This window comes from Microbulbifer hainanensis (assembly GCF_014904735.1).
Classification (GTDB): Bacteria; Pseudomonadota; Gammaproteobacteria; order Pseudomonadales; family Cellvibrionaceae; genus Microbulbifer; species Microbulbifer hainanensis.
This window is the reverse complement of sequence record NZ_JACZCR010000018.1, coordinates 19138-45404: the sequence shown is the minus strand read 5'-3', so window position 1 is coordinate 45404 and position 26267 is coordinate 19138. Positions and strand designations below refer to the sequence as shown.

The following is a 26267-nucleotide window of genomic DNA, read 5'->3' as shown; positions in this document are numbered from 1 at the left end:
GTCCCCATCAACCTGGATCCCGGCCTCTGCCGGGATCCAGCTGTCCCGGAGCCAAGCCCCATGCTGCATATGGCCAAGCGTTAATGAGTATCCGCCTCGCCATCAATGGCTACGGCCGCATCGGCCGGTCAGTACTGCGCGCCCTGTATGAATCCGGTGCCCGCGACCGCATGCAGATAGTGGCGATCAACGAACTGGCAGACTGCGCCACCATCGCCCACCTGACCAAATACGATTCGGTCCACGGTCGTTTTGCCGGTCACGTCTCCACCGAAGCCGAAACGCTCATCGTCAACGGCGATCCCATCGCTGTTACCCACCACGAAGCGTTGGAAGACCTCGACTGGGCCAAACACGATATCGATATCGTGCTGGAGTGCACCGGCAGCTTCACAGAACGGGAGCGGGCCGAACTGCACCTGAATGCCGGCGCGAAAAAGGTGCTTTTCTCCCAGCCGGCCAGCCGCGATGTGGATGCGACCATCGTTTACGGCGTCAACGATAAAATCCTGACTGGGGGCGAAACCATCGTCTCCGCCGCCTCCTGCACCACTAACTGCAGCGTGCCGGTGATCTACGCCCTGGACCGGGCCTTCGGTATCGACGCCGGCGTCATCACGACGATCCACTCGGCCATGAACGACCAGCCGGTAAGTGACGCCTACCACCACACCGACTTGCGCAAGACCCGCTCGGCAATGACCTCGATCATTCCCGTGGACACCGGCCTCGCCCGCGGTATCGAGCGCATACTGCCGCACCTGGCGGACCGGTTCGAAGCCCAGGCGATGCGCGTTCCCACGGTTAACGTGTCCGCCATCGACCTCTCCATCCAGGTGCACAAGTCTGTCACCCAGGCCGAAGTGAACGCCCTGCTTCAATCCGCTGCCGAATCCGAGTTCGCCGGTATTCTCGGCTACACCGAGGAGCCCCTCGCGTCCTGCGATTTCAACCACGACACTCGCTCCGGCATCGTCGACGCCAGCCAGACACGGGTGGCCGGCGGTAGGCTGGTCAAAGTGCTGATCTGGTTCGATAACGAGTGGGGCTTTGCCAACAGAATGCTGGATGTTGCGGAAAAAACCGCGCTCAGCTAGCTGCGGCGTGCTTTCTTGCCCGGTTTTGGTATCCTTCGTGCCCCTAATCGGGGCGGCCGGCGGGATCTCCGGCTGCCCGGCGGCAAAATTGCGCCGCCAGCAGCCATGGCCGGCCGTAGTCAGAGTGTCGATTTTGCGGTCCCTGGCGATTACCTTTTCCTTATAACGTGCTGGTAGCGATAGCCGCTCTGCCGGTGTTTGAGTAACACGGAGTTAACCGTAAGTGAAACAGATTCCTTTCGAAAAGGTCACCATCGTAATGGGATCCCAATCTGATTGGCCTACCATGCAAAAAGCGACTCTGCCGCTCACAGAGCTGGGTGTGCCTTTTGCCACCGCCGTGGTGTCCGCGCACCGCACGCCGCAGCGCCTGACCGAGTTCGCCACCACCGCCCACGAGCGCGGCACCCAGGTGATCATCGCGGGCGCCGGCGGCTCCGCGCACCTGCCGGGTATGATCGCGGCCATGACGCCGCTGCCGGTGATCGGCGTGCCGGTACAGAGCAAGTTCATGACCGGCATGGACAGCCTGCTGTCCATCGTGCAGATGCCCAAGGGCGTCGCGGTGGCCACCCAGGCCGTGGGCGATTCCGGCGCATACAACGCCGGCCTGATGGCGGCACAGATGCTGTCGCTGTCGGACGCAGAGCTGCAGCAGCGCCTGATCGCATGGCGCGAAAACCAAAGCGCAAATGTACCGTTCGAGGTCGAGTAATTAACGAGGTATGGCAGAGATGACAGTCAGGCGCGTTGGAATCGTCGGTTGCGGCCAGTTGGCACAGATGATGGCCCAGGAAGGCCGCCCGCTGGGTATCGAATTCAGTTTCCTCGCCGAGGGTGACGAAAACACCAGTTGCGTGGATGGGCTCGGCACGATTGTGCGCGCCGAGGAAGGCGCCGATATGGCGGCCCTTTACCAAGCCATGGGCAACCCCGAAGTGATCACCGCCGAGCGCGAACAGGTCTCTGCGCCGCTGCTGCGGGAACTGGAAAAGTTCTGCCCGGTGTACCCGCGCCCGGACGCCTTCGAGAAGACTCAGCACCGCCTGCGGGAGAAAACGGCCATCACCGACGCCGGCCTGCCGGTGGCGCCCTTCCTGCCCGCGAACAATTACGACGAGATCTGCGCGGCCGTCGCCCAGCTGGGTTACCCCGCCTTTATCAAGAGCTGCGAAAACGGCTACGACGGCAAAAATCAGTGGCGTGTCGATAGCGACGAATCGCTGGCCGCGATCCGCGATGAAGTGGGCGAGCAGGAATACGTGGTGGAGAAGGGTATCAAGTTCTCCCGCGAAGTGTCCCTGATCGGTGCCCGCACCGCAGACGGCGAAGTGCGACTCTACCCGCTGGCCGAGAACCTGCACTACAAGGGCACGCTGCTGGTATCCACCGCGCCGGCGCCCCATGTGGACGCCGAGCTGCAACACACCGCAGAGGAATACCTGTCGACACTGCTGAACAAGTGGGATTACGTCGGCGTGCTCGCCATGGAGTGCTTCGTCAGCGAGGACGGCCTGCTGATCAATGAGCTGGCACCGCGGGTCCACAACAGCGGCCACTGGACGCTGGCGGGCGCCGAGTGCAGCCAGTTCGAAAACCATATCCGCGCGATCCTCAACATGCCGCTGGGTAACACCGAGTGCCCGCGACCGGCAGTGATGATCAACATGCTGGGCGTGGACAAGAAGCCGACCCTGCCCAACGACGGCGTATGGCTGTACGGCAAAAGCCTGCGACCGGGGCGCAAGATGGGGCATGTCATCCTGGTGGACGACTCCCAGGAGGCCCTCGCCACACATATCGACGACGTGCTCGCCGAACTCTACGGCGAAACCAAGCGACCGGCCTGAGGCTGGCGCTTAATACAGGGCGCAGATCATTAGACTGCGCCCTGAAACCACCGCTTAAGCTGCCCGCCAGCAAAAATCTAGCCATCACCAAAAGGGATTTGTGATGGCCGGGTTGTTTTATCTAAATCCCATCCTTCCGTAGTACGGTATTCAGTTGCAGAGATCATCGATTCTGCCTCCTACTACACCATTAACAGTTTCGTGCTGGTATCCACACGCGGAAAAAAACAATCGGCATTCGAGTCCGTGTAGTTACGATGACTCGCTTGGCCAAAAATGACTAGCCGATAAGTGAAGCTGGCGACTATATGGACCTGCGCGATCTCACTTTCGATCTCTTTATCTTGCAATACTAGCCTGTCGATCCAGATTAAATTGAATTCCCTGCTTAAATCTGCCGCTAATTCAAGTTGGCAGAGTCTTTTTCTAGATACTAAATCTGAGTTCCCCGTGTCCTCATAAATACCTTCCGTTCTTGCATACCCCCTCTAAAAAAATCTGATTGACAGTTAAGGCATAAGTGCTCTTGTTGGGTTCAGTGATGATCGTCACAAAATTAGCTTGTAATGACGTGTAATCGCAAACATTCGTAATGTTGGCGTATATTTCAGTTCCGAATTATTTTGCGCCATAACAGATAAATCGCGAGGACATGATTTTCCGCCTGTTTGGATTGCGAATAAAAAGAAACAACTTGTGCACGGCATTGGGGCTTAAAGATGGTTCACCGTTTAATCAAATGTATTTCGATGTTGTTTGTTTTTGTGTTAGCTAATGCACATGCAGCTCTCCCTGGCGGAGGCAGTCCTACGGCCCCATCTATTCGAACCAACGTTTCGGTTCCATCTACCAGTACAACTGGAAATTATAATCTTACTTGGAGTAACCCAGATGGCACGGTAGGGCTTACAGAAATTTGGATCCAGGAATCATCTGATGGCGGAATATCTTATACAAATATTGGGCTGACTGATTACCCTGACACGAGCTATCCGATAAGCGGTCGAGGTAATGGGGATTACAAGTATAAAGTCCAAGCGTGTAATGGTTCCTGTAGTGGGTATACAAGCTCAGGAATTATAAAAGTTCGGAAAAAACCTAGTAAACCAGCCACGCCTTCCAGCTTTAATGCAACTTCTAAGACATTCAATGTAAGCTGGTCAAAGCCGAGTGGCACCGTCACATATTATGACCTTCAGCGAGCTCCCGCCGGAACGACATCTTGGGGTAATGTGGTTACTGGACACCCTTCAACAAGTGCATCGAATACTGTGCCTTCAGACGGTAGTTATGACTACCGTGTGCGAGCATGCAATGGTTATAGCTGGGCTTGCTCATCATACTCAGGGACTTGGCGAGCAACAGTAGCAGATCGCCCCTCAAAGCCAGCCGCCCCAGGAAATATAAATACTACATCTAGTACCTATACGCTTACTTGGACAAAGCCAGCCGGTACTGTTCATTCATACCTGATAAAAGAACGACCTAAGGGTGGGACTTGGGGGCCGGCTATCTCGATAAGTACAAATAGTTACAAGCCGTCGGCAAAGGCAAATAATACAGATTGGGAATATATGGTGGCGGCATGTAACACTAACTGGTCCTGCTCTGCCTATTCAAACGTAAATTTAGTCCAGGTTCGCTTCAAGCCAAGTAAACCCGGTGCGCCATCGTCAGGATATAAAAGCACTGATGGAAATATTGCTACGAGTTGGTCTAAACCATCTGGAACAGTTACCTATTATAAACTTCAGGGCACTAAGTCTAATAATTGGAGCAGCCCGGAGTATGTTGACAATTATGTGACTACGAAAAGTAAAAATGACGGAGGCTTTACTGAGGGGGATTGGATGTTCCGCGTCAGCGCTTGCAATCAGTTTAACTGGGCCTGTTCCGGCTATTCCAGTCCAAGTGGTGTTAATTATGTGCGGACTATTCCGGGCCGTGTTTCCCAGCCAAGTGTCGCCGGAATTACGATCTGGCAGGATGAATATGGAAAAATAATAGAGATAGAAGAGGATGGTGCTCGCACGACGAACGGGACTGCAACAGTTAACTGGGATGCGCCAACGGGAAACCCGACTTATTATGATGTGCAGGCAAAGGAAGTTAATGCAGGAAGTTGGATTAGTGTTGCAACTAAAATTTCAGGCACTAGTGGCCCCGTTTCGAATCTTACCGACGGGTACTGGAATTTCAGAGTTAGGGCATGCAATGATTTCAGCTGGGCCTGTTCCAGCTACTCATTGGAGAACGTTGGGCGTGCCGAGGTCCGGTTGTTACCAGGTGAGCCGGATTTGTCAGCACCTGCTACCAGTACGATCGCAAATATTACAATTAGTTGGAATAGGCCTTCAGGCAATCCAACCTACTACCAACTATACAAGAGTATCGATGGGGCGAATTTTGTCCTAGCAGACGCCAATATTGTAGATGGCAGCAGTACGATTAACTATTCCTTAACAGAAGGTGAGGGCGAGTATTATTATCGCGTTCTTGCATGTAATTTGAAGTCCTGGGCATGTACCAATCTATTAAGTGCCGATACTTCCTTTACACAAGTTCGTTTTAAGCCTTCGGTGCCAAGCAAGCCTTCGGATATCAACTCGAACTCTACATCTTTCACAGTCGACTGGCAGGATGTAGCTTCTGCAAATCTATATCTGCTTGAAAAGCGTATTGGCAGTGGGCCATATTCTAGTGCAGGACAGGCGACCATTAGTCAAAGTCCTCAATCTGGGCAAGATAAAGAGCAGTTGCATTTCAAAGTCGCTGCCTGTAATGATTTTGCCTGGGCTTGCTCTGCATTCAGTTCCGAAAACACAGTACAAATTCGAAAATCACCAGCAAAGCCATCTCCGCCTTCAGTTCCGTCGCAGACACTTGATCAGTCGGCACTGTTGACTTTCAGTGAAGCCCCGGCTTCGGGCGAGTACTATAAAGTATTGAGCCGTAAGGGCACATCTGGCACTTTTTCAGAACACAATCCAGGCAATAGATTTACGGTGGACAACGCAACTGTTGCGAGCCTTTCTGACGGCTATTGGTATTTTCAGTTGGTGCATTGCAATGGATTTGATTGGGCTTGTTCTGATCCTAGCGTCGCAAGTGCAGGTGTAGAGGCGAGGCTGCTTCCTCAATCAGTTTCGTTGGACGTCCCTGCAGAAGGAAAGCCAAGAAGTCCCTATTCAGTATTATTTTCTACCAGTAGCGCAGTAACTAGTTGGAATTTGGAGGAACGTTTGTCTGGTGAAGTTGGCTGGAATTTGGCTTATTCAGGCACGTCGAGCAGTAAAAGCATAACTAAAACTATCCCCGATGAAAGCTGGGAGTATCAGCTAACGGCATGCAATACCTCAATTGCTTGCGTAACTACAGCGATTTCCACCGTAGATATCGTACAGCTAAACTTTGATGATATCTTGGATGAAGCTTTATTAAGTCCAGTAGTACCAGAACATGATTCTACAGTCGGGCATATTAATCCCGAGGTGACCGTCAATGGCGGTAGTGTTAATTTATCCATACCTGTAGTACTACCGCCCGGTAGGGCGAGAATGGAACCCAGTGTATCTCTAAAATATAGCAGTAATGGCGGCAATGGACTTTTAGGGCGGGGAGGTACGTTAAGCGCGGGGTCTTCTATCGCGAGATGTGCGGATATTTATGCACTGGATGGCACTGCAGAGAGTGTTTCCGATAATTCCCAGGATAAACTCTGCATTGATGGTGCCCGACTTATCTTGGATGGTAGCGATGGATCATATGGCGATTCTGGCTCGATCTACTATCCAGAAACGAACCCGAGTATTCGTGTTGTTCAGTCTGGAGCGTTGAGTAGCGCTTCTTTTACTTTCGAATCCAGCAGTGGTATCAAGAAGTATTTTGGTGATACCGAAAATAGTAAAGTAAGGCGTGGCGGAAGTGGGCCTACTATTTCTTGGAAATTAAGAAAGATCCAGGACCTTAATAATAATAGCGTGATTTATAGCTATTATTTGGGCGACGGCACCTCTTATCTCTCGAATATATTCTACACAGGTGACGGCGATACGCATGGTACTCGTGAGATTAGTTTTACTTATGAAGAGCGAGATGACGTCATAAGTAGCTATAGGAATAGGAGCAAGGTAGTCGTTGATAAAAGGTTGAAGTCTATTTCTACTTATGTGGATGGGTCGCCGATTAGAGAATACTCGGTATATTACAGGGCGGGCACTAACGTATCTAAAATTGACAATATTCAGCTTTGCGGCTGGGATGCGCAGGGTATGCAAAAGAAATGCTACCAAAGTACTGCGCTGGACTGGGCAGATTGGAACTCCGCCTTAAGTTCAACACCCACAAAAGTACTCTCAATATCCACACAGGAATTTGACTCGCCGATCAGTAGCTCCCATGACTATGACGGTGATGGTACCCCGGATTTTTCGCTTGGAACGATAGTTACCTTGTCTTCCTCGGGGCAGGAAGAGACGCTTCCATATAGATACGAAATTCCAGGTGGCCTATTTGAACAGTCCAAAAGCTTTAGCAATAACGGATTTGATATTAATCTGGATGGACGAGTCGATAATATTGGCTTGAGCGGCGGAAAGCTGCGATTTGCCCGCTGGAATGGTTCAAGTTTTGTCGAAGGTGATACTGGGGTGGGCTATGAGTGTGTTAATTACCCTTATGACGATGTGATGAATGATCCATCTCTCAGCCAGTTCCGCGCGTGTTCTGCTTATTCTCTGGATTTCAATGGCGATGGAATCCAAGATCTCGTCACGACTTATCAATCTAGTAATACAGAAAGTTTGCCAGTCACCCTCAAGTTTTATGAGGGGAGCGAAAGCGGCAATTTTGTATTTGTTGGTTCTAGCCCGAATATCAAGATCGATAAACCGATGGTGGTGGCTGACTTTGATGGGAATGGATTAGAGGAGTTGATTGGTGTCACGGAGGAGCCCCTCAAAGGGTCAAACAAGGTGATAGTCGTGGCACCTGTTTGGAACAACGGTGTTATTGAATCAATTGATACCACTGATACAGGTGTTTCTGTTCAATACAATGTAAATCCACTATTTTTTGACGCAAATAATGATGGGTTGCTCGATGTATTAGTATATCAACCTGCTGTAAAGGATTGGCGCTTATACGAGAATAGTGGTGGTGATTTGAGCAGTGATTCCCATCTGGTTTCATGGGGCCGGGAAATCTATCAAGAATATCTCCATGGAGAGCGAGTGGATCGTTACCTGGATTCCTATATTCGTGTTATGGATTTTAATCGGGATGGTGTCTCCGATCTTGTCTTCCCCTCAGCGACCGCTCTTTATGAAGTGCAATGCCAGCAGCTCCAAACTGGAGGTTGTCAGTTCTGGGTAAGCGATAATAGCTATGGAGATAAATTTGATATTTATTCATGGAGTGTTGTTCTAGGCCACGTTGAAAACGATGGTAAAGTAACGTATGGCGAAGAAGCTTCTCTTCCCGTGATCGCGCCACTCACTGATGTCAACATAGTCGATGAAGATGGTGACAGTTATGCGGATATTCTGACTCGCTTTGGTCGCACGCTAAGCGACAGTCGTGCTGAATTGACCATGGGGGGGCCATATAGCCAGTCGGGTATCTATGTGTACTACAACCAGAGTTCCGATGCGGATCTGGTGACAGGTATTTCCACGGCACTTGGGGTAAGACATGAATTCAACTACCAGTCGCTTAGGAGTAGTCCAGATTTCTATGACGTTACTAGCACGAGTCATTCTTTCCCTGTTATCAACGGCAGTGCTACAGGGGTAGCAGTAAAGGAATATCGCACTAGTGACGGGCTCGGCGGGCTCAACAAAACCACCTTCAGCTACAAGGATGCGCTATTTAACCTGCAGGGCAGGGGGCACCAGGGCTTCAGGGAGATCACCGAGCGCAAATTCGCATCCCCATCCGACAGCGAATCCTATGCGGAGGTGGTGACCACCTATGCCCAGGACTTCCCGGAATCCGGTTCCGTGCTGCACCAGGAAACCAAGGTGCGCAGTGGCAGCGGAACGCTCGTCACCACGGCTTCTGTGGACAACCACTTGACCGTTATCAATGGCCAACTGGCTGATACCAAATTTGTCTATGCAGACACGTCGACGACGACGAAGAAAGAGTTGGACGGCAGCGAGATCAGCAGCGAGTCTGTCACGCGCACATACAATTACCTGGGCGTGCTGACCGATGAACAAAGTATCGTAAAGGATGCAGGGCAGGAAGTTACCAAAACCACCACCAAGGACATCAACTTCACCCTGGATACTTCCAACTGGTGGTTCAAGCTGAATAATGCTTCCGAGCGCCACCAGGTCAACTACCTGGATCCGCTGCAGTTGCCCGCGGGAGCATTGACAGATGTCACCGTCACCAAGACTTACGAGTACACCGATAGCGGTACCCGCCAACCGACCAAGGTGACCATAAGTAGCAGCGATACATCGCTGAACCTGATCACCACCAATCGCTACACCGGCCCTTTCAAACAGCTGGACCGGGTGACGCTCACCAGTAACGGCAGCGGCAACACCGCCATTGAGGGCAGCCGCTGGACAGAGATGGGCTATTCCACCGGTAGTGACGACGGTTATTTTGTGGCCAAAACCTACAACAGCGCCTGGGGACTGACTGTCGCCGCCAACGACGCCACCTACGACGCACGCACCGGCCTGCCACTGACCCAGACGGATGCCAATGGCCACACTACCAGCAACCAGTACGACCACTTCGGCCATCTGACCGAAACCGATGCCCTAGGTGTTCCGGCGCAGAAGCTCTCGCGCCAGTGGTGCAGTGCTGGTTGCCCCTCCGCCGCAATCAGCCGCCACGCGGTCTACTTCGAGATCGCCGCCCAGGCCGGTGCGCCCATGGTGCTGAGCTATTACGATGCCCTCGGCCGCGAGGTTTACCGCGAAACCGAGGGCACGGACGGGACCGTCGTGCAGTGGCAGAGCTACGATAGCCGTGGCCGTCTCACCCAGGTGGTCGATCCTCACTACAGCAATGCGCTGGTTAGCGAGTACGGCACAGTCGATTTCTCCCAGTTCGATGGCCTTAGCCGCCCGGGCCACAAGTCCGTCAGCCGCCTGCCCATCAGCTACGGGGTGGACTACGACTACAGCGGCCTGACTACCGATATCACCGTGACTCCTAACGGCTTGGGGCAGGTGCTGATGATGGCCAGCCGCAGTAGCGTGCTGGGGCAGCCACTGTATCACCGGGACGCTAAGGGTCAGTTCACCCGTTTCCGCTACGATGCCCTCGGCAACGTGGCAATGATCCAGGATGTCTCCGGCAACGCCATCACTGCCAGTTACAACGGCTTCGGCCACAAGCTGGCTCTGAACGACCCGAACATGGGCGGCTGGCAGTTCCTATACAACGCCCTCGGCGAGCTGCGCTGGCAGCAGGACGCCAAGGCGCAGGTGACCACCTTCAACTACGATCCGCTCGGCCGCCTCACCGACGAATACCCCGGCACGGACGCGGCCCACCACTTCCAGTTTGACGACAGTGCCCGCGGCACCCTCGACCGGGAGTACACCGGCTCGACAACCAGCCCCGATTTCGAGCGCATCTACAGCTACGATAGCCTGCAGCGGGAGACCGCCCGCACCACGCAGATAGACGGCCGTGTATTTGTTCAGAAAACTGCGTGGGATGCCAACTACGGCCGCGTCAAGGGAGTGAGCTACCCGGATGGCACTATTGTCGAATCGACTTACGATCCGACCGGCCGTATTGCCGAAGAGTGGGATTTCGTCGCTGGGATACAGCTGCGCACCGTCGACAGCCGCAGCGCCACCGACGCCATTACCCAGCAGAGCTTCGCCAATGCATTGATGGTCGAAGCGAGCCAGTACAACGCCGCCGGATTGTTGGTGGAGCGCTGTACGAATGGCCTTGCCGGCAACTGCGACGTTTCGCACTTGATTTATGACGAATACGACAGTTACGGCAACCTCACGCACCGTCGCAACGAGATTGCCGGCCTGGATGAGCGGTTTGTCTATGACGAGCTGCACCGCCTCACCCAATCCAGCCGCAGCTGGGACACCCATATCCCCGCGACGCTGCACGCCACCGTGGACTACGGTTACGATGCTGCGGGTAACCTGCTGTATAAGAGCGACTTCTCCGACAACACGCCCAACGCCTACCAGTACGGGGATGCCTCTCGGGCCATCAACAACGCCGGCCCCAACGCCGTGACTCAGGTAACCCTGGAGGATCTCAGCACCAGGAGCTATGACTACGACCTGAATGGCAATCTGACCGCCGACGGCTTGCGGACCATCAGCTACGGGGTCAACAACAAGCCCAGGTCCATCAGCCACAGCAACGGCAACAGCGCCACTTTCTATTACGGCCCGGACGACAGCCGCTACAAGCAGGTGGCCACCGACGGCAGTGCGAACACTACCCGCTACTACATCGGCGCCTACGAGTATGAGGAAACGGTAAGCAACGGCAATACCACCGTGGTGGAGCGAACCACTGCCGGTGACTTCGCCCAGTACCGCACGGAAACCCTGAACGGCGCGGTGCAATCCAGCGGCTGGCAGTTCCTGCACAAGGACCATCTGGGCTCCATCGAGAGCATCAGCGATATTGCCGGAACCGTGAAGGAGCGCAGAGGCTTCGATCCATTCGGCAAGGCCAGGGACCTGTATGAAGATGACAGTAACGGCGGGCTGCTTGGGCGGGATACCACCAAACGTGGGTTCAGCGGCCACGAGCACCTGGACGGGGTGGAGCTGATCCATATGAATGGGCGGGCCTATGATTACAATCTGGGTCGGTTCCTTTCCGTGGACCCGTTCATCTCCATGCCGGCGAATTCGCAGGCTTATAATCCGTATAGCTATGTGATGAATAATCCGCTGCGGTATACGGATCCAACGGGGTACGTGGTAAATCAAAATTCCGATGCTGCCAATGCTCCAGATTCCGAACCGCCGGCCGATCCGGTGCCACCGCCGTCTGACTCCAAAAAGCAAGATGGCTGTGCAGGAGGTTCCGATTGTACTGTTCATACCGTGGTTGAGGGTAATGGCCGATCCACCAAAACTGGGGATAGTAAAAATCAGCGGACAAATAACAGTCAATTCGGTTCGGCGTCGAGTCAAAACACCAGTGATAGACCTATTGAGGAGGTTTCAGTCACGGTAAATCAGGATGGATCAACCTATAACCCTGTAGATGATTTTTTGAGGAGCTACTTCAAACAAAGTTACAAAGAAACGACGAGTAATAGTTCTTCGAAAGTGGGAGGGGCGCAGCGATCTCAAAGTAATGGACCTGTTTGGCCAACTGGTCATCATAAAATTACTAGTGGGTATTCTTTAAGTAGAGTAGATCCCGTTACGGGGAAGACATCTCGACCACATACAGCAGTCGATATTAAGAATCCACATGGAGATCCTGTATATTCGATACTAGATGGTGAAGTTGTTTCGGTTGATTCATCGAGTGATGCAGGACATTACATTAAAGTAAGTCATGGAAACGGTCTGGAATCCAGTTACTCCCATACTGGAAGTGTTGTGAAAATAGGTGATACTGTTACGATGGGTCAAACAATCGGTCATTCAGATAGTTCAGGCCGAATACATGGACCTCATTTACACTTTGTAATTAGGAAAAACGGAACGCGAATAAACCCATGTACAGTGGTGACTTGCCCATGAGATTATGTTTGCTAATGGTCTTTCTTCTGTCTTCATGCGCGAATGCGGGTGTGCAATCAGCAAGTGAATTTGGCGGCCATCTGAAAAATATTATTGTTAATAATAATTACGAAAATTTTTCAGCTTTACCATGTTTTCCATCCAGCTGCATTGATAGTGATGATATCAATTATGTTTTTGGTGCTGATAACAAGATAAGTTTTATTAGATCTTTTTTAAGGCGGCCTGGCGTACAGATTAAGGTGTTTGGGCCATTTTCATATAATGATTCAAACAATGGATCTACCTTTATTGTAATGTACTACGATCCTGTACAGGTAAAGTTTAATGATGAGGGGTATTTGTCAGAGGCTGATAGGGAAAAATTATGGTGGAAAGGGTATATTGAGACAGTAATCCATTATCAAGATGGGGTTTGGGGGCTTCAAGAAACACCTTTTTATCATGGTGCTAATTTACCTTGGATGGAAGATTACTGAGTTAAATAAGTGAATAAGTGGGGTCAGATCAACATTTAAATAAATGGGGTCACCCATTAGCCGGTCCCCGTCAACTGGACGATGGTTGCTCTAGGCTATCGCCCATCATCTGACAATCGTGTCCGTCCGTGCGCCTGAAATTTCTATTTTAGAAGCTTCTTCAATGGAAGTGCTTCAGTCACCCATCTGGATCTAGGCCTATAGAGGGACTGCACACTCAGGTGTAGTCCCTCGCCCGTTGCACTCTGTGCACCAGAAAATCATCAGTTCCCGCTGCCGTCCTTATTTGATTATGAATAAATGGGGTCACCCATGAATAATTGGGGTCAGAGTAAAGTTTTGGCATCAAATTCTCCTTCTCTTTAAATTTGACGTTTATGCTAAAGCCGCAAGTTCAAGGAGGAACTTATGGCCCGCTTACCCCGCCTCGCCCCGGTCGGAATCGCCCAGCATGTCATTCAGCGCGGCAACAACCGGCAGCCGAATAATTGGGGTCAGAGTAAAATTTTGGCATCAAATTCTCCTTCTCTTTAAATTTGACGTTTATGCTAAAGCCAAAAGTTCAAGGAGGAACTTATGGCCCGTTTACCCCGTCTTGCCCCGGTCGGAATCGCCCAGCATGTCATTCAGCGCGGCAACAACCGGCAGCCGTGTTTTTGTTGTGAAGATGACTTCATCGCCTATGCCGGCTGGCTCCGCGACTATGCCGACGAGTATCGGGTCGAGGTCCATGCCTGGGTCTTTATGACCAACCATGTCCACCTATTGGTGACACCACGGCAGGAAGATGCCGTGGCCAGAATGATGCAGGCGCTGGGGCGCATGTATGTGCGCTATTTCAATCGTGCCTACCGGCGTTCTGGCACCTTGTGGGAGGGTCGCTATAAGTCCTGCCTGGTGCAGTCGGAAGATTACCTGCTGCGGTGCTATCGCTATATAGAGCTGAATCCTGTCCGAGCCAATATGGTATCCGATCCTGCTGATTATTTTTGGTCCAGTTATACGAGCAATGCACTGGGTAAAAAGTCGAACCTGCTGACGCCGCATACTGAGTATCTTCGCTTGGGGCAGTATCCAAAACAGCGTCGGGAGCGCTATCGTGGGCTGTTTTCAGGTCATCTTGACCACAAACTTACTGCGCATATTTCGGCTGCGGTGAATAAAGGCTTGGCATTGGGCAGTGATCGATTCAAGGAGGAGATCGAAAGACAGTATCGCCGGCGGGTCACGCCGGCTATGGCTGGCAGGCCACGGCTTGAGCTATAGGGTGATCATTGTGTTGGGCGCTGCTTTGTATTGACATAATAGGTTTTTTGTGATTTTGTTGGTCCAGATTCCGGACTATGGACCGAACGTGAAATCCCAAGACACCTATATCCTCTTGCAGACCATTGGGCAGTTGTTGAGCGAGCCGTTAGAGCCCTATGTGCCCCTGCCGCTGGAGGCGAGACACGTCTATTTTGAATCTCGCGCAAGATCTCTGGCTGAACAGGCGGAATTCTACGGTGTGAGTAAGACCGGGCTGATTCGTAGTTACCGGACTCTGGTCGAGGCTGGTTTGCTCAGAGAACCGGAAGTGAGGCCCGCCGGTTTTGGGCCCTGGGTGAATCTCCCGGCCGCCGGGGAATGGCTTGGCTATGGCGTCCGTTATGCAGAGCCAGCCCACAGGAGCGGTTTCGGCTTTGGGTTGCCTACAGGTTTCAACTGCCGGTTGATCCGCAGTGAAATGCTGCCGCCTGATCCGCCTCTGTGTATCGCTGGCGCGAGTACAGTAGTCAGTGCGCCTGAGCGGGAGGGAATACTGATCAATCCCATCGATAAACATGTCATCACCGGACCCGACCTGACTCCAGGTGCCTATGTGCTGATGTCCGTGTTAGATGCTATTCGTATCGGCAAGCCCCGGGAATTGGCGCACGCTAGAAGTGAGCTAAAAAAATTATTGGATAACGCTCAAGTCATCCAGAATCGGTTACATAATGAATTTAAGGAATATCGAGCTACTTGAACTGGTAGCAAAAACACTCGGCAAAGAACTCAACCAACAGGTAGTGTATATCGGTGGCTCTACTACGGCGCTACTAGTCGCTTTGGAGCGGCGGGGACAGGTTCGGCAAACCAAGGATGTGGATATTGTTGTAGATGTGATTACCACACGCGATTACCACACTTTTTGTAGTCTGTTGAAAGCGAGAGGCTTCAAAGAAGATCTTTCGGAAGAGGCCCTGATTTGCCGTTATTGCTTACAGGATTTCCCTGATGTCAGGCTGGACGTAATGCCTACTGATGAACGGATTCTCGGATTTGCCAATCGTTGGTATCCGGAAGCAATCGCGCACGCATTTGATGTAGATCTCGGTGGAGTCTCGATAAAAGTAGCCAAGCCGGTGTATTTTCTGGCCACAAAGTTCGAAGCGTGGCATGGCAGAGGCAAGGGCGATATCTTTGCTCATGATATGGAAGATATTCTATTCGTTCTCGAGCACCGCCCGGAGATCGTTGAAGAGGTGGAGAATACCGAAAATGAAGTGCGGGATTATTTGAAGCAACAGGCGGAAAATTTGTTGGTGTCAAACTTGGTTAACTACCTTGATGGATTTACAGAGACAGAAAGCGCTGCGGTAGAGATTCAAAATCGATTATTTAGGATTTCAAAGCTATAGTGCAGCAAATACTCTTTTTGTGCCTCTCTTATTTTGATATGTAAGTTCCCACATCAGGTTCGCTCTTCTAAAGATATTTTCGATTGAGTCACGAGTGAGAGCTATAAGCGCGGTAATGTGGGAAACCTTTTTCGAGCTCAAGCGGAAATAACGAAATTTCACATCACCGTGCGATTTTTGTGCGGTTTATCCAGCGGAGCCTCTAAAGTGCTGAATCGAGTCGCCATACTGGTCGACGTCCAGAATATCTATTACACGACGCGACAGGTATACGGGCGCAATTTCGACTACAACGCCTTCTGGACACAGGTGGCCCACGATCGTCAGGTATCGCGGGCCATTGCCTATGCAATCGACCGCGGCGATGAAAAGCAGCGACAGTTCCAGAATATTCTCAGGGCCATCGGTTTCGAGGTAAAACTGAAACCTTATATCCAGCGAGCGGACGGTTCGGCCAAGGGTGACTGGGATGTGGGTATTACCATCGATGCGCTGGAGTGTGCGCCCGAGGTGGATGTGCTGGTGCTGGTTTCCGGTGATGGCGATTTCGATATGCTGGTGGAGCGAATCCGCGCTAAGTACGGCATTGCGGTCGAAGTCTATGGCGTAGCGGATCTCGCTGCACTTTCCCTGAAACGGGCCGCTTCCAGATTTTTTCCTATCGATCAGGCCCTGCTGATGAAAAACGGCGGCGGCAATACCTGAATTTCTGTGCGTCGGATTGAGGTCGGTCAATCCCTTTTTAAAGTTGTGCTGCCTGTCGGGGCTTTAGTTTGCGGGGGTTCGGCGTGCTAAAGTACGGACACCGCAGAATAGTTGATTCCGCTAATAATAAGGTTTTCTTATGTCCATTCAGAAACTCGCATCTGCCTCACTGAAAACGTTGATGACCGTCGCGCTGTGCCTCTGTGGCCCGTTGTCCATGGCTGCAGAATTCACCACCGGTCCGGTATTCAAGGATTACGGTGCCGTCGCCGACGTTAAACAGACCCACCCGCTTTCGGGCAAGGAAACCTTTAAGGTCGTATTTGACGCCTCTGAACAGGGCAGTGATGGCAAGCCGAATAGCAAGTTCGACAGCCTGGCCCGTTTCTTCAATATGCAGGCGCGGGCTGGAGTAAAACCTGAACAGGTGCACCTGGCTTTGGTGGTGCACGGCAAGGCTAGCTTTGATTTGCTGAACAATGCCGCGTATCGCAAGAAGTTCCAGCGGGATAATCCCAATGCCGAACTGTTGGCGGAACTGCGCAGGCACAATGTGCGTATTATCATCTGCGGGCAAGCCGCGGCTTTTCACGGTATCGAGGCGGCTGACCTGCTACCCGGTGTCGAGGTGGCGCTGTCGGCGATGACTGCCCATGCATTGCTGCAGCAGCAGGGATATACCCTGAACCCGTAATAAACGCGGAAAAACAGCACAAAAAAAGGCCGCTCGAGGCGGCCATGCTGGGGGGCTAAGCTGGGGGGCTTAGAAAGGGCTTCTAGTTTTTATTTGATAGTGACTACGTCGTAGGGGGCGAGCTCCGGAATGGAGGCCTGCACTTCCCGCTCGGTGTTATCGATGACCTGCAGTTGCTTGCACAGGCTCTGGGCGCTCTGCTCCAGTTTGTTGGTCTTGTATTCCAGTTGTTCCTCGACCTTGTCCGCCACTTCCTCGGCGCCGTCTTCGATACTCTGCCCGCCGGTAAACACTGCTTTCATCGCGTGCCAGGCAATATTGCCCGCAGATTTCATCGCGAGCGCTTCGATGCGGGGTTCCAGGCTCTGCTCTACCGTTTCATCGATAAAATCGTCGATGACCGGTTCGCCCAGCGTGTAGACATCGTTCTGGCCGCTGAACTGCTCCTGTGCGCGGCGGTGGATCTCCGCGGACATCTCTTCGATTTCCAGGGTGTCCGGGTGGTCCTGTCCCGCCAGGGTGGCCAACGCGATGTTGACGCCCTGCAGGGCCACTTCCACGGCGTTCAGCGACAGCGCAGTCAGCTCGCGGCCGGCGACGTGCAGATCGGCGCGGTACCGCTGCATCAGCGCCTGCTGCTCGGCATTTAGCGGGACGGTTTTGCCGCCAACGACGAACTGGTCCGGTGCCACGAAGGCAAATACGGGCTCTTTGGTGCCGTCCTCGCGGAAAGCCGCCATGGAATCGGGGCCGATACGGAGCTGGTAGTTCAGGTCGGCATTGCACTGGTCGTCGTCGTCGACGTGCAGGTTGATGCTGTGGGCCAGGGTCGGTCCACTGGCCAGCAGGGCGGTGGCGAATGCGAGTGGTTTCCACATGGGAAGGGTCTCTTTTATTGCTTTCTGTTTGTGAGACGCCGCGAATTGCGGTCTGGATGCAGCGGGTGGGTAAAAAATTGTGGCCAATTATTGGCCAGTTCAGCAGTGCTGAGTCACGCGGCGCAATTTTCAACTTGTGTCGGTGGACAGTATGGCGGTGACGACACGATATCGCCTGGATGGAGTATTGTTGAAAGTTGGACGGATGGCCATGGCCCCTACAGGGCCTGCTTTGCAGGCCCTGTAGGGGATTGGAGTTACTACATGGCTATGGTAACTGGGGGGGTATTCATCTTCTTTAATGGCCTATTATCGATGATGCCGAAGTCAAATAGGCTCCCTGTATCAGTGGCGCCGTTGCCGGTATCCTGCAAGAAACCATTGAAATAGCGATGATAGTGCCGCACCCAGTGGGTGCCATCCTCTTCTCTCAGCTGAAGTTTCCATTCGCGCTCGTGGTACAGCACGCAGGTGTCATCGGCGGCGGTGTCCCAGGTTGGGGGAGTGCAAAATGTACCACTGGATGTCGATCTATACCGACGCATTAGCAAACCGCCGCTTGGTGCCAGTTGCCAGAATCCGGGTTGCTCAGTCACTTCATCCTGTTCGAGGACGCCGTTGCCATTGCCGTCATAGGTTGTGACTTGGTTGAACGTACCGTCTGCCTTTAAATCGAACCATAGGTAGTCATAAGGACTAAAATAATCCCGCTGTAGTTCATAGATACCGGGAACCTCCGCGGTGGAAAACGCCGGAGCCAGCTTTTTCAGCGTGAAGCCAATACCGGCCTGCTGCTCGGTACCATCGCTAATGGTAACAAAAGTTAGCGGGGTGCGGCCGTTGTTGCTGGTCAGGAAGACATATTCCGCTTGCTGATCGCTTTTTACGCGCAAATGCTTGTGACTATCGATCTCCCACTCGCCTGCGACGTCGTTCGTCAGAGGAATGCCATTGGACGTAATGGAGTCGACGGTAACTGCTGCGGTGCCGCCATATTCGGTGCTGCCATTGAATACCATTGCACCCGCAGTATGCGTCGTCGTATCAGCATAATACTGCGTTTCCGTTCCCGGCATACTGTAGCTTTGCCCGATAGCAATAATATTTGCTGCATCTATGACACCGGACTCCTTGACTGCTGTCGTCACCGCGCTAAAGGCCACCGGGGCTGTGTCGGGGTATTCGCCGTTTGGATAACTGATATGGTGTGTGGCGCCCACTAGCAAGACATCGCTGTCGTGGCCCCGGTCGAGCCAGCGAATATTATCCAATGAGGTAATCCAGTCTTCAGATATAAGCTGACTGGTGTTGCCATCAAATTCATATTCAAGGGTTGTTAACTGAGCGCCAGTGATCGCGATGCCGTCGGCAGTTGTCTGCCAGGTGAGGGCTGTCGAACCAAGGCTGCCCAGCAGCTCACCTGTGCCATCTTCGTTTAGTGTCAGACGAAAGCCAATTTCCCCCGAGGCATTACTATTTGTGACCCTTCCACTTTTACTCATACCGCCATCGGGGCTGGTAAAGTAGTAGATTCCTGCAGCGGATCCCTGGGAGTCCGTGACATTCGTGTGCACGATATTGGGGTCGCTCAGTATTGCAGTTACGGCTTCGTCGTACAGGGATGGATACTCCTTTGTTACCATTTCTGCGTACTCTGCGGCCAAGTCGAAACTGCTGGCAAAAGCTAAAGTGTCACTTGCCGTGTTGGGAAGTTGCACGCCGGGCTCGCTTTCGTAGTCGAGGATGAGCTTGATGGATGTTGCAAGGCTGATCAGATCCTCGGCATCCAGGGATTTCTTGGCCTCGTCCAGTTGATCCTGTGTGGAGACACTGGTGTGCATTGCGATCAACCCGGCCATCGCCGTAGAGACGTTAGTGACATTGACCGCTGTACTTTCGTTGGCTGTCAATGTGCCATCGTCACCAGCAATCTGGCTCAGGAGCTCAAAGCTGCCCAACAGGGAAACTAATTTGAGTTTCGGATTGTCAGCGGTAGTGGCCACCGCGCGAACAAGGTCTTCCGACTGTGACTCGTCGATTTTAACGGTCAAGTTATAACTGCCATTGGCGTCTGCTGTGGTATCAAAGGTCTCGTTGCCGATTTCGAAGCGAATATTGGCATTGGCAACGGGGCTATCGGTCACTTGACCGCTAAATGTCAATTGCAATGTCTTACCGCTGATTTCGCCTGTCGGCGGCTGGCTGTCGACGTTGTTTCCGCCGTCACCATTTCCGCCGCCGCCACAAGCGTACAGTGCGGAGCAGGCAGTCAAGATTCCAACGAAAGCCAAATTGTTGTTAATAGATTTCATACTGCTTGATTTTTGTTCATCTTCGGAGCGTTTATGTGACGCGTAAATATACCGGATCTTCTTCCTGCATTCCTGTCCGCGCCTGGTTTATAAACCAGTTCAATTCCCCTCGTGAAAACCGGGGATTACCGCCCGTTTAATCACTGTTACTCTAGAGAGCTTGTCTTAGCTGCTAACTCTTGCCGCACTGGTTACGAGAACTCGAATAACGAAGGGGGATATATGTTGATACGCAAAGGGCTTTGGGTGGCCCTGATACTGATGCTCAGTCCTTTTGTCCAAGCTGTCACCATTGCTGATTTCACCGCCGGTATGGAAAAGCGTCCGGGCTTCCAGACGGTCTATTGGGACGACAACAGCGGTCACATCTATCTGGAAGTCGCCGATTTCGACCGGGAGTTCCTGCTGCTGAGCGGTCTCGCCCAGGGGCTGGGCTCCAACCCGGTGGGTCTGGACCGCAATCAGGTGGGGGACAACCGCCTGGTACAGTTCCAACGGGTGGGCGACAAGGTACTGCTGCACCAGCTGAACCTGAAATACCGCGCCCAGTCCGACAATGCTGCCGAGCGCCGCGCTGTCGCCGAGGCGTTTGCCTCCTCGGTATTGTGGGGATTCCCGATCGTGGCGCGGCAGGGTGGGCACGCCCTGGTGGATTTCACTCCCTTCCTGCTTTCCGACCAGCACGGGGTTGCCCAGCGCTTGAAAGCGACGGAGCAAGGCAGTTACTCCGTTGATGAAAGTAAGTCCGCCATCTACATGGGCCACACCAAGAACTTCCCCAAAAACAGCGAGTTCGAGGCGCAGCTGACCTTTGCCGGCGGCGAGCCCGGCAACTACCTGCGGGAAGTGGTGCCGACGCCGACACTGGTGTCCCTGCGCCAGCATATCTCCTTGGTGGAATTGCCGGATGACAATTACCAGCCGCGCCGTTTCCACAGCCGTAGCGGCTATTTCCCGTTCGAGTTCCGCGACTACGCCACGGCCATCGACCAGCCGCTGGACCAGCGCTATATCTACCGCCACCGCCTGCAGAAGAAGGCGGGCAGTGACGAGCCGCTAGAGCCGATCGTCTACTACGTGGATCCGGGCGTGCCGGAGCCGGTGCGCAGCGCACTGATCGAGGGCGCCAGCTGGTGGGAGCAGGCCTTCGAAGCCGCGGGCTACCAGAATGCATTCCAGGTGAAGCTGCTGCCGGAAGGCGCCGATCCGCTGGATGTCCGTTACAACGTCATCAGCTGGGTACACCGCTCCACCCGCGGCTGGTCCTACGGGGCCGCCATCGACGACCCGCGCACCGGCGAGATTATCAAGGGCAATGTCACCCTGGGTTCCCTGCGCGTGCGCCAGGACTACCTGATCGCACAGGGCCTGCTACAGCCCTACGGCGAAGACGCTGCCGATACCGAGACGCTCAAGCAGCTGGCGCTGGCGCGCATCCGCCAGCTCGCTGCACACGAGGTGGGCCATACCCTGGGTCTGGCGCACAACTTTATCGCCAGCACCGAAGGACGCGCGTCCGTGATGGACTATCCGGCGCCATTGGTAACGCTGCGCGGCATGGACCTGGGCCTGACCGATGCCTACGCCACCGGCATCGGTGCCTGGGACAAGCTGGCGATCCGCTATGGCTACGGCGATGCCGGCGGGGATGAGGCCGGTTACCTCGCCTCGGTGATCGACGAGGCCAAACAGCAGAAGCTGCGTTTTATCTCCGATCCCGATTCCCGCTCGATCAACAACGCGCATGCGGATTCCCACCTGTGGGACAACGGCGGCGAACCCCTGCAGGAGTTTGCGCGTATGGCCAAGCTCCGCCGCTACGCGCTGGACCACTTCTCCGCAGCGGCCAATCCCAAAGACGCACCGCGCTCCGCGCTGGAGGAAACCCTGGTGCCGGTCTACTACGGCCACCGCTACCAGGCGGAGGCAGTGGGCAAGCTGATCGGCGGGCTCGATTACGACTACCTCTACAACGATGCTGCGCCAAACAGTTACACCATGGTGGCGCCGGAGCGCCAACAGCGGGCCATCGACGAGCTGCTGTCGACGCTGACGCCGGAATTCCTGACTCTGCCGGAATCCGTATTGCAGCTGCTGCCGCCGAAGTCCTATGGCTACGAACGCACCAATGAGAGCTTCCCGGCCTACACCGGGGTCGCTTTCGACGCCGTGACGATGGCGGAAGCCGCCGCCGGTCATACCATGGCGATCCTGCTGGACCCACAGCGCGCAGCTCGCATGGACGAGCAGCACGCGCGTCGCGGTGATGAGCCGGGCTTTGAATCCCTGCTCGACCGGTTGAGTGCGCAGGCACTCGAGGCCGATAAATACAGCGGCCTGGAAGCCTCGATTCACCAGCGGGTCAATCATGTCTACCTGCACCAGTTGATGCTATTGTCCGCGGACAGGGGCGCCGCCGAATCGGTGCGCGCCAAGGCCAGTCTGCAACTGGCCAAGTTCCAGCACGCGATTGGCAGCATGAAACTGTTTGGGGACGACCCGCAGGGCTACAGCGCCCACTACTACTATCAGGCCCAGCAAATTGCCGCCTTTATGGCCGGCGATCTCGACGTGAATGCTGATGACCTGAAGCAGGTTCCGCCGGGATCACCTATCTGATCCTGCTCTATACCGGCAAGCGATGGGGTAATGACCCATCTGCTTGCCGGCATTTCCTGCGCACAATTCCGATGCATGGCCACCGCATAACGAAAATGTCGATTGAGTCGTTGCGCCAACTTTGGGCAGCGAAAAATCGCTATTTAGGGGCAAACATTTCCAGTACGGCAAAAAAATTGCACTAACTCGAAGCCCACACAGTTGGCACCTGTTCACCAATCCCCGTGCGCAGCTCCCCTCCTGAAGGGCTTGTCCCTGAAATCTATACCATCATTTCCTCTACCGACTCATATCCCGCTTCTCGCAAAAAATCACTGAAGTTACCAATACTTACGCGCTCATCGACGTCCCGTTTTTTGATCTGCCATTTGGCGAAAAGCCACGCCGCGCGATCGAATTGATGAGCGGCAGATTTTTGCTGGCACACATATTGCTCCACTACTCACAGGGGCATTGATTTTCAATGCACCGAAAATAATTCGCCGCATTCGTACACCGGGAAAATCACCGTGCACCAATAGCGCACCGGTAACGATTGCGGGTCGTTTTGTTTTTTGTGGTCTGGAAGTTTTGGGGATGTACCGAAAGGTGTTGTTTATAAGCCGATAACTAAAAAGGGGCATGCAATGAATACCAAAAGGAAAGCACTCAGCTGTGCTGTGATTGCCGTCATCAGTAGTTGTCCATATCCATACGTTATGGCGGAAGAGATCGAGGAAGTAGCGGTAACGGGTACGCGCGGTCAGCCGCGCTCGGTAGCGGACTCGCCGGTGCCTGTGGATGTATTCAGTGCGGAGACCCTCGAGGGCGTATCCTATACGGATACCAATGATGTGTTGAAAACCCTGGTGCCCTCCTACAATGTTTCACGCCAGCCGATCAGTGACGGTGGCACTTTTATCCGCCCCGCGCAGCTGCGCGGCATGCCCACCGACAAGACCCTGGTACTGGTCAACTCCAAGCGTCGCCACCGTGCGGCACTGGTGGAAATCGGTGGCTCCGGCACCCAGGCGGCGGATGTCGCCACCATTCCCAGTTCCGCACTCAAGTCGGTGGAAGTTCTGCGCGATGGCGCAGCCGCCCAGTACGGTTCCGACGCCATTGCCGGCGTGATCAACTTTATCCTGAAAGACAACGCCGAGGGCGGGTCTTTCAGTATCAGTAGCGGGGAATACACCGAGGGCGACGGCTTCCAGACTACCGCCTCCGGTAACATCGGCTTGCCGCTCGGCAGCGATGGCTTCCTGAGTATTTCCACCGAGGTTTCCAAATCCGATTTCACCTCGCGCTCGGAACAATACTGCGAGACCTGGTTCTGCCTGGACAAGAACAACCCACTCTATGACAGCACCGCGTCTTATGCCCAGTTCACCGAAGACGAAACCTTTATGGCCGGTGCGAAAAAAGCGTCGCTGGAAAGTGATGTGGTGAACCCCTGGGGCCAGCCGAATTCGCAGGCCGCGCGGGTGTTTTTCAATGCGGGCTACAACCTGGCCGGCGGCAAAGAACTCTACGCCTTCGGTAATTACTCCAACAGTGAAGCGGACGGCGGCTTCTTCTATCGCTATCCGTACAACGGCACAATCGAAGATCTGCGCACTGAAGATGGCTCCATCTACAATCCTCTGGAAATTTATCCCGGCGGTTTCACTCCGCGTTTCAATGGCGAGGTCACCGACTACTCACTGGTATCGGGGCTGCGCGGCGAGTGGAGCAACGGCCTGACTTATGACTTCAGCGCCCGCTATGGATATAGCGATATCGACTACATGCTGGAGAACACCATCAACCCGTCGCTGGGCCCGGATACACCCAAGTCCTTCAAGCCCGGCGTACTGTCCAATGAAGAGGTGCAGGTACAGGCTGATTTCTCCAAGGAGATCGACGCCGGCCTGCCGCGCCCGGTACTGGCCGCATTCGGTTTCAGTTATATGGATGAAACCTACGAAATCACCGGTGGCGACGAGTCGTCCTATGTTGCCGGTCCCTACGCCACGCAGGATCCCTGGGGCTTCTGTAACGACGACGGCACGGCGACCTCGGCGGGCATGGCGGCTATATCCGGCGGTTCCAGCCTGGACTGTGCCAACCCCGATGATCCGGTCTACACCGTGGTCGGTGTCGGCTCCAACGGCTTCCCCGGTTACTCACCGGAATACTCCGGCAGCTACTCGCGCGACTCCTATGCGATGTTTGTCGACCTGAGTACCGACCTGACCGAGAATCTGTTTGTGCAGGCGGCCATGCGCTACGAGGACTACGCGGACTTCGATTCCGAACTGGTGGGCAAGCTGGCGATGCAGTACGACGTGACCGACAGCTTCGGTATCCGCTCGTCGATCGGCACCGGCTTCCGCGCACCGACGCCGGGCCAGCAGGGCACCACCAACGTTTCCACGCGCCTGCCGAACGGTTTCCCGGTCGCCACCGGCCTGTTCCCGGCAAGCAGTGATGTGGCGGCAGCGCTGGGAGCGCAACCACTGAAACCGGAAACCTCGGTCAACTACACCTTCGGCTTCACCACCGGCTTCGACAAGCTGGCGATGACGGTGGATTTCTATCGCATCGAAGTGGACGACCGCACCTACGCCATCTCCACGCTGGACGTATCCACGGACACCACTTCCGGTAGTGCCTATGACAACTATCTGGCGCTGGTGGACGCGGGCGTCGTCGGGGCGGAATCCATCGGTGGGGTTTTCTATTTCACCAATGCATTTGATACGCGTACCCAGGGTGTCGACGTGGTGGCGACCTATCCGCTGGAGTGGGGCAATGATTCCACCACCAACCTGACTGCGTCACTGAACTACAACGAGTCGGAGTTCACGTCTGATCCGAGTGAATACCTGAACGCGGAAGACCGGTACGATTTCGAGCATTTCGATCCGAAACTGCGCGGCGTACTGACTGCGGTTCACGAATTCGGCGACTTCTCTGTTCTGGCGCGGGCCAACTGGTATGGATCCTACGAGAACTACAATGCTGACCAGGTGCAGGAGTTCGATCCGATTGTCATGGTGGACCTGGAGGGTAAATATCACTTTACCGAACAGACCAATATGACCGTCGGTGGGCGCAATATCTTCGACGAGTATCCGGAAAAGGATGAGATCGGGGACTACTGCTGTGGTCGTATCTACTCCTCCGGTACCATCGTGGACTGGCAGGGCGCCTTCTACTATATGCGACTCAACCATAATTTCTGAGGAGCAGAAATCAGGCACAAAAAAATCCCCGCTAGTGCGGGGATT

General features: G+C 53.9%; 14 protein-coding genes. 12 read left to right on the top strand and 2 right to left on the bottom strand.

Annotated features, from left to right (window positions below):
- The first annotated feature begins 83 nt into the window (after positions 1–83).
- The 10 genes from gap (at position 84) to IG168_RS05500 (ending at position 17204) form a co-directional block, all read left to right on the top strand.
- Positions 84–1097 carry a type I glyceraldehyde-3-phosphate dehydrogenase gene (gap, locus tag IG168_RS05545; RefSeq protein ID WP_193162679.1) on the top strand — a complete coding sequence of 338 codons (1014 nt, stop codon included), beginning with the start codon at positions 84–86 and terminating at the stop codon, positions 1095–1097.
- A gap of 223 nt (positions 1098–1320) precedes the next feature.
- Positions 1321–1812 (top strand): 5-(carboxyamino)imidazole ribonucleotide mutase, encoded by a 492-nt coding sequence (purE, locus tag IG168_RS05540; RefSeq protein ID WP_193162668.1) that lies wholly within the window; start codon positions 1321–1323, stop codon positions 1810–1812.
- Positions 1813–1831: 19 nt separating this feature from the next.
- Positions 1832–2947: a 5-(carboxyamino)imidazole ribonucleotide synthase gene (locus tag IG168_RS05535; protein WP_226876564.1), complete on the top strand. Its 1116-nt coding sequence runs from the start codon at positions 1832–1834 to the stop codon at positions 2945–2947.
- A 1850-nt stretch (positions 2948–4797) separates the two neighbouring features.
- A complete protein-coding gene (locus tag IG168_RS05530) occupies positions 4798–12663 on the top strand; it encodes a peptidoglycan DD-metalloendopeptidase family protein (RefSeq protein WP_193162664.1) in 7866 nt (2621 codons plus the stop codon).
- 50 nt (positions 12664–12713) lie between these two features.
- Positions 12714–13142: a hypothetical protein gene (locus tag IG168_RS05525; protein ID WP_193162662.1), complete on the top strand. Its 429-nt coding sequence runs from the start codon at positions 12714–12716 to the stop codon at positions 13140–13142.
- Positions 13143–13718: 576 nt separating this feature from the next.
- Complete coding sequence (locus IG168_RS05520; RefSeq protein ID WP_193162661.1) at positions 13719–14408, top strand: transposase; 690 nt, start codon at positions 13719–13721, stop codon at positions 14406–14408.
- An 88-nt stretch (positions 14409–14496) separates the two neighbouring features.
- On the top strand, positions 14497–15150 hold the full coding sequence (locus tag IG168_RS05515; protein ID WP_193162659.1) for a hypothetical protein: 654 nt from the start codon (positions 14497–14499) through the stop codon (positions 15148–15150).
- Positions 15122–15805: a nucleotidyl transferase AbiEii/AbiGii toxin family protein gene (locus IG168_RS05510; protein WP_193162657.1), complete on the top strand. Its 684-nt coding sequence runs from the start codon at positions 15122–15124 to the stop codon at positions 15803–15805. The genes IG168_RS05515 and IG168_RS05510 overlap by 29 nt, the downstream gene beginning before the upstream one ends.
- Before the next feature lie 207 nt (positions 15806–16012).
- The gene (locus IG168_RS05505) at positions 16013–16510 is read left to right on the top strand and encodes a LabA-like NYN domain-containing protein (protein ID WP_319024666.1); all 498 of its coding nucleotides are present in this window, start codon (positions 16013–16015) and stop codon (positions 16508–16510) included.
- Between the two features lie 139 nt (positions 16511–16649).
- Complete coding sequence (locus tag IG168_RS05500; protein WP_226876563.1) at positions 16650–17204, top strand: DsrE family protein; 555 nt, start codon at positions 16650–16652, stop codon at positions 17202–17204.
- Positions 17205–17293: 89 nt separating this feature from the next.
- Here the strand turns inward: IG168_RS05500 and IG168_RS05495 are convergent, their stop codons facing one another.
- Positions 17294–18082 carry a DUF2884 family protein gene (locus IG168_RS05495; RefSeq protein WP_193162655.1) on the bottom strand — a complete coding sequence of 263 codons (789 nt, stop codon included), beginning with the start codon at positions 18080–18082 and terminating at the stop codon, positions 17294–17296.
- Between the two features lie 260 nt (positions 18083–18342).
- Positions 18343–20394, bottom strand: a complete 2052-nt coding sequence (locus tag IG168_RS05490) for a hypothetical protein (protein ID WP_193162653.1) — start codon at positions 20392–20394, stop codon at positions 18343–18345.
- Between the two features lie 222 nt (positions 20395–20616).
- Here IG168_RS05490 and IG168_RS05485 point away from each other — a divergent pair, with 222 nt between their 5' ends.
- Positions 20617–23013, top strand: a complete 2397-nt coding sequence (locus tag IG168_RS05485) for a zinc-dependent metalloprotease (RefSeq protein WP_226876562.1) — start codon at positions 20617–20619, stop codon at positions 23011–23013.
- A gap of 626 nt (positions 23014–23639) precedes the next feature.
- Complete coding sequence (locus IG168_RS05480; protein WP_193162651.1) at positions 23640–26222, top strand: TonB-dependent receptor plug domain-containing protein; 2583 nt, start codon at positions 23640–23642, stop codon at positions 26220–26222.
- The last annotated feature ends 45 nt before the right edge of the window (positions 26223–26267 follow it).

Bases quoted from the DNA above. Each gene is read 5' to 3' on its own strand.
- gap (WP_193162679.1), top strand. From the start codon at position 84: ATGAGTATCCGCCTCGCCATCAATGGCTACGGCCGCATCGGCCGGTCA.
- IG168_RS05535 (WP_226876564.1), top strand. From the start codon at position 1,832: ATGACAGTCAGGCGCGTTGGAATCGTCGGTTGCGGCCAGTTGGCACAG.
- IG168_RS05530 (WP_193162664.1), top strand. From the start codon at position 4,798: ATGTTCCGCGTCAGCGCTTGCAATCAGTTTAACTGGGCCTGTTCCGGC.
- IG168_RS05520 (WP_193162661.1), top strand. From the start codon at position 13,719: ATGGCCCGTTTACCCCGTCTTGCCCCGGTCGGAATCGCCCAGCATGTC.
- IG168_RS05510 (WP_193162657.1), top strand. From the start codon at position 15,122: ATGAATTTAAGGAATATCGAGCTACTTGAACTGGTAGCAAAAACACTC.
- IG168_RS05500 (WP_226876563.1), top strand. From the start codon at position 16,650: ATGTCCATTCAGAAACTCGCATCTGCCTCACTGAAAACGTTGATGACC.
- IG168_RS05495 (WP_193162655.1), bottom strand. From the start codon at position 18,082: ATGTGGAAACCACTCGCATTCGCCACCGCCCTGCTGGCCAGTGGACCG.
- IG168_RS05490 (WP_193162653.1), bottom strand. From the start codon at position 20,394: ATGAAATCTATTAACAACAATTTGGCTTTCGTTGGAATCTTGACTGCC.
- IG168_RS05485 (WP_226876562.1), top strand. From the start codon at position 20,617: ATGTTGATACGCAAAGGGCTTTGGGTGGCCCTGATACTGATGCTCAGT.
- IG168_RS05480 (WP_193162651.1), top strand. From the start codon at position 23,640: ATGAATACCAAAAGGAAAGCACTCAGCTGTGCTGTGATTGCCGTCATC.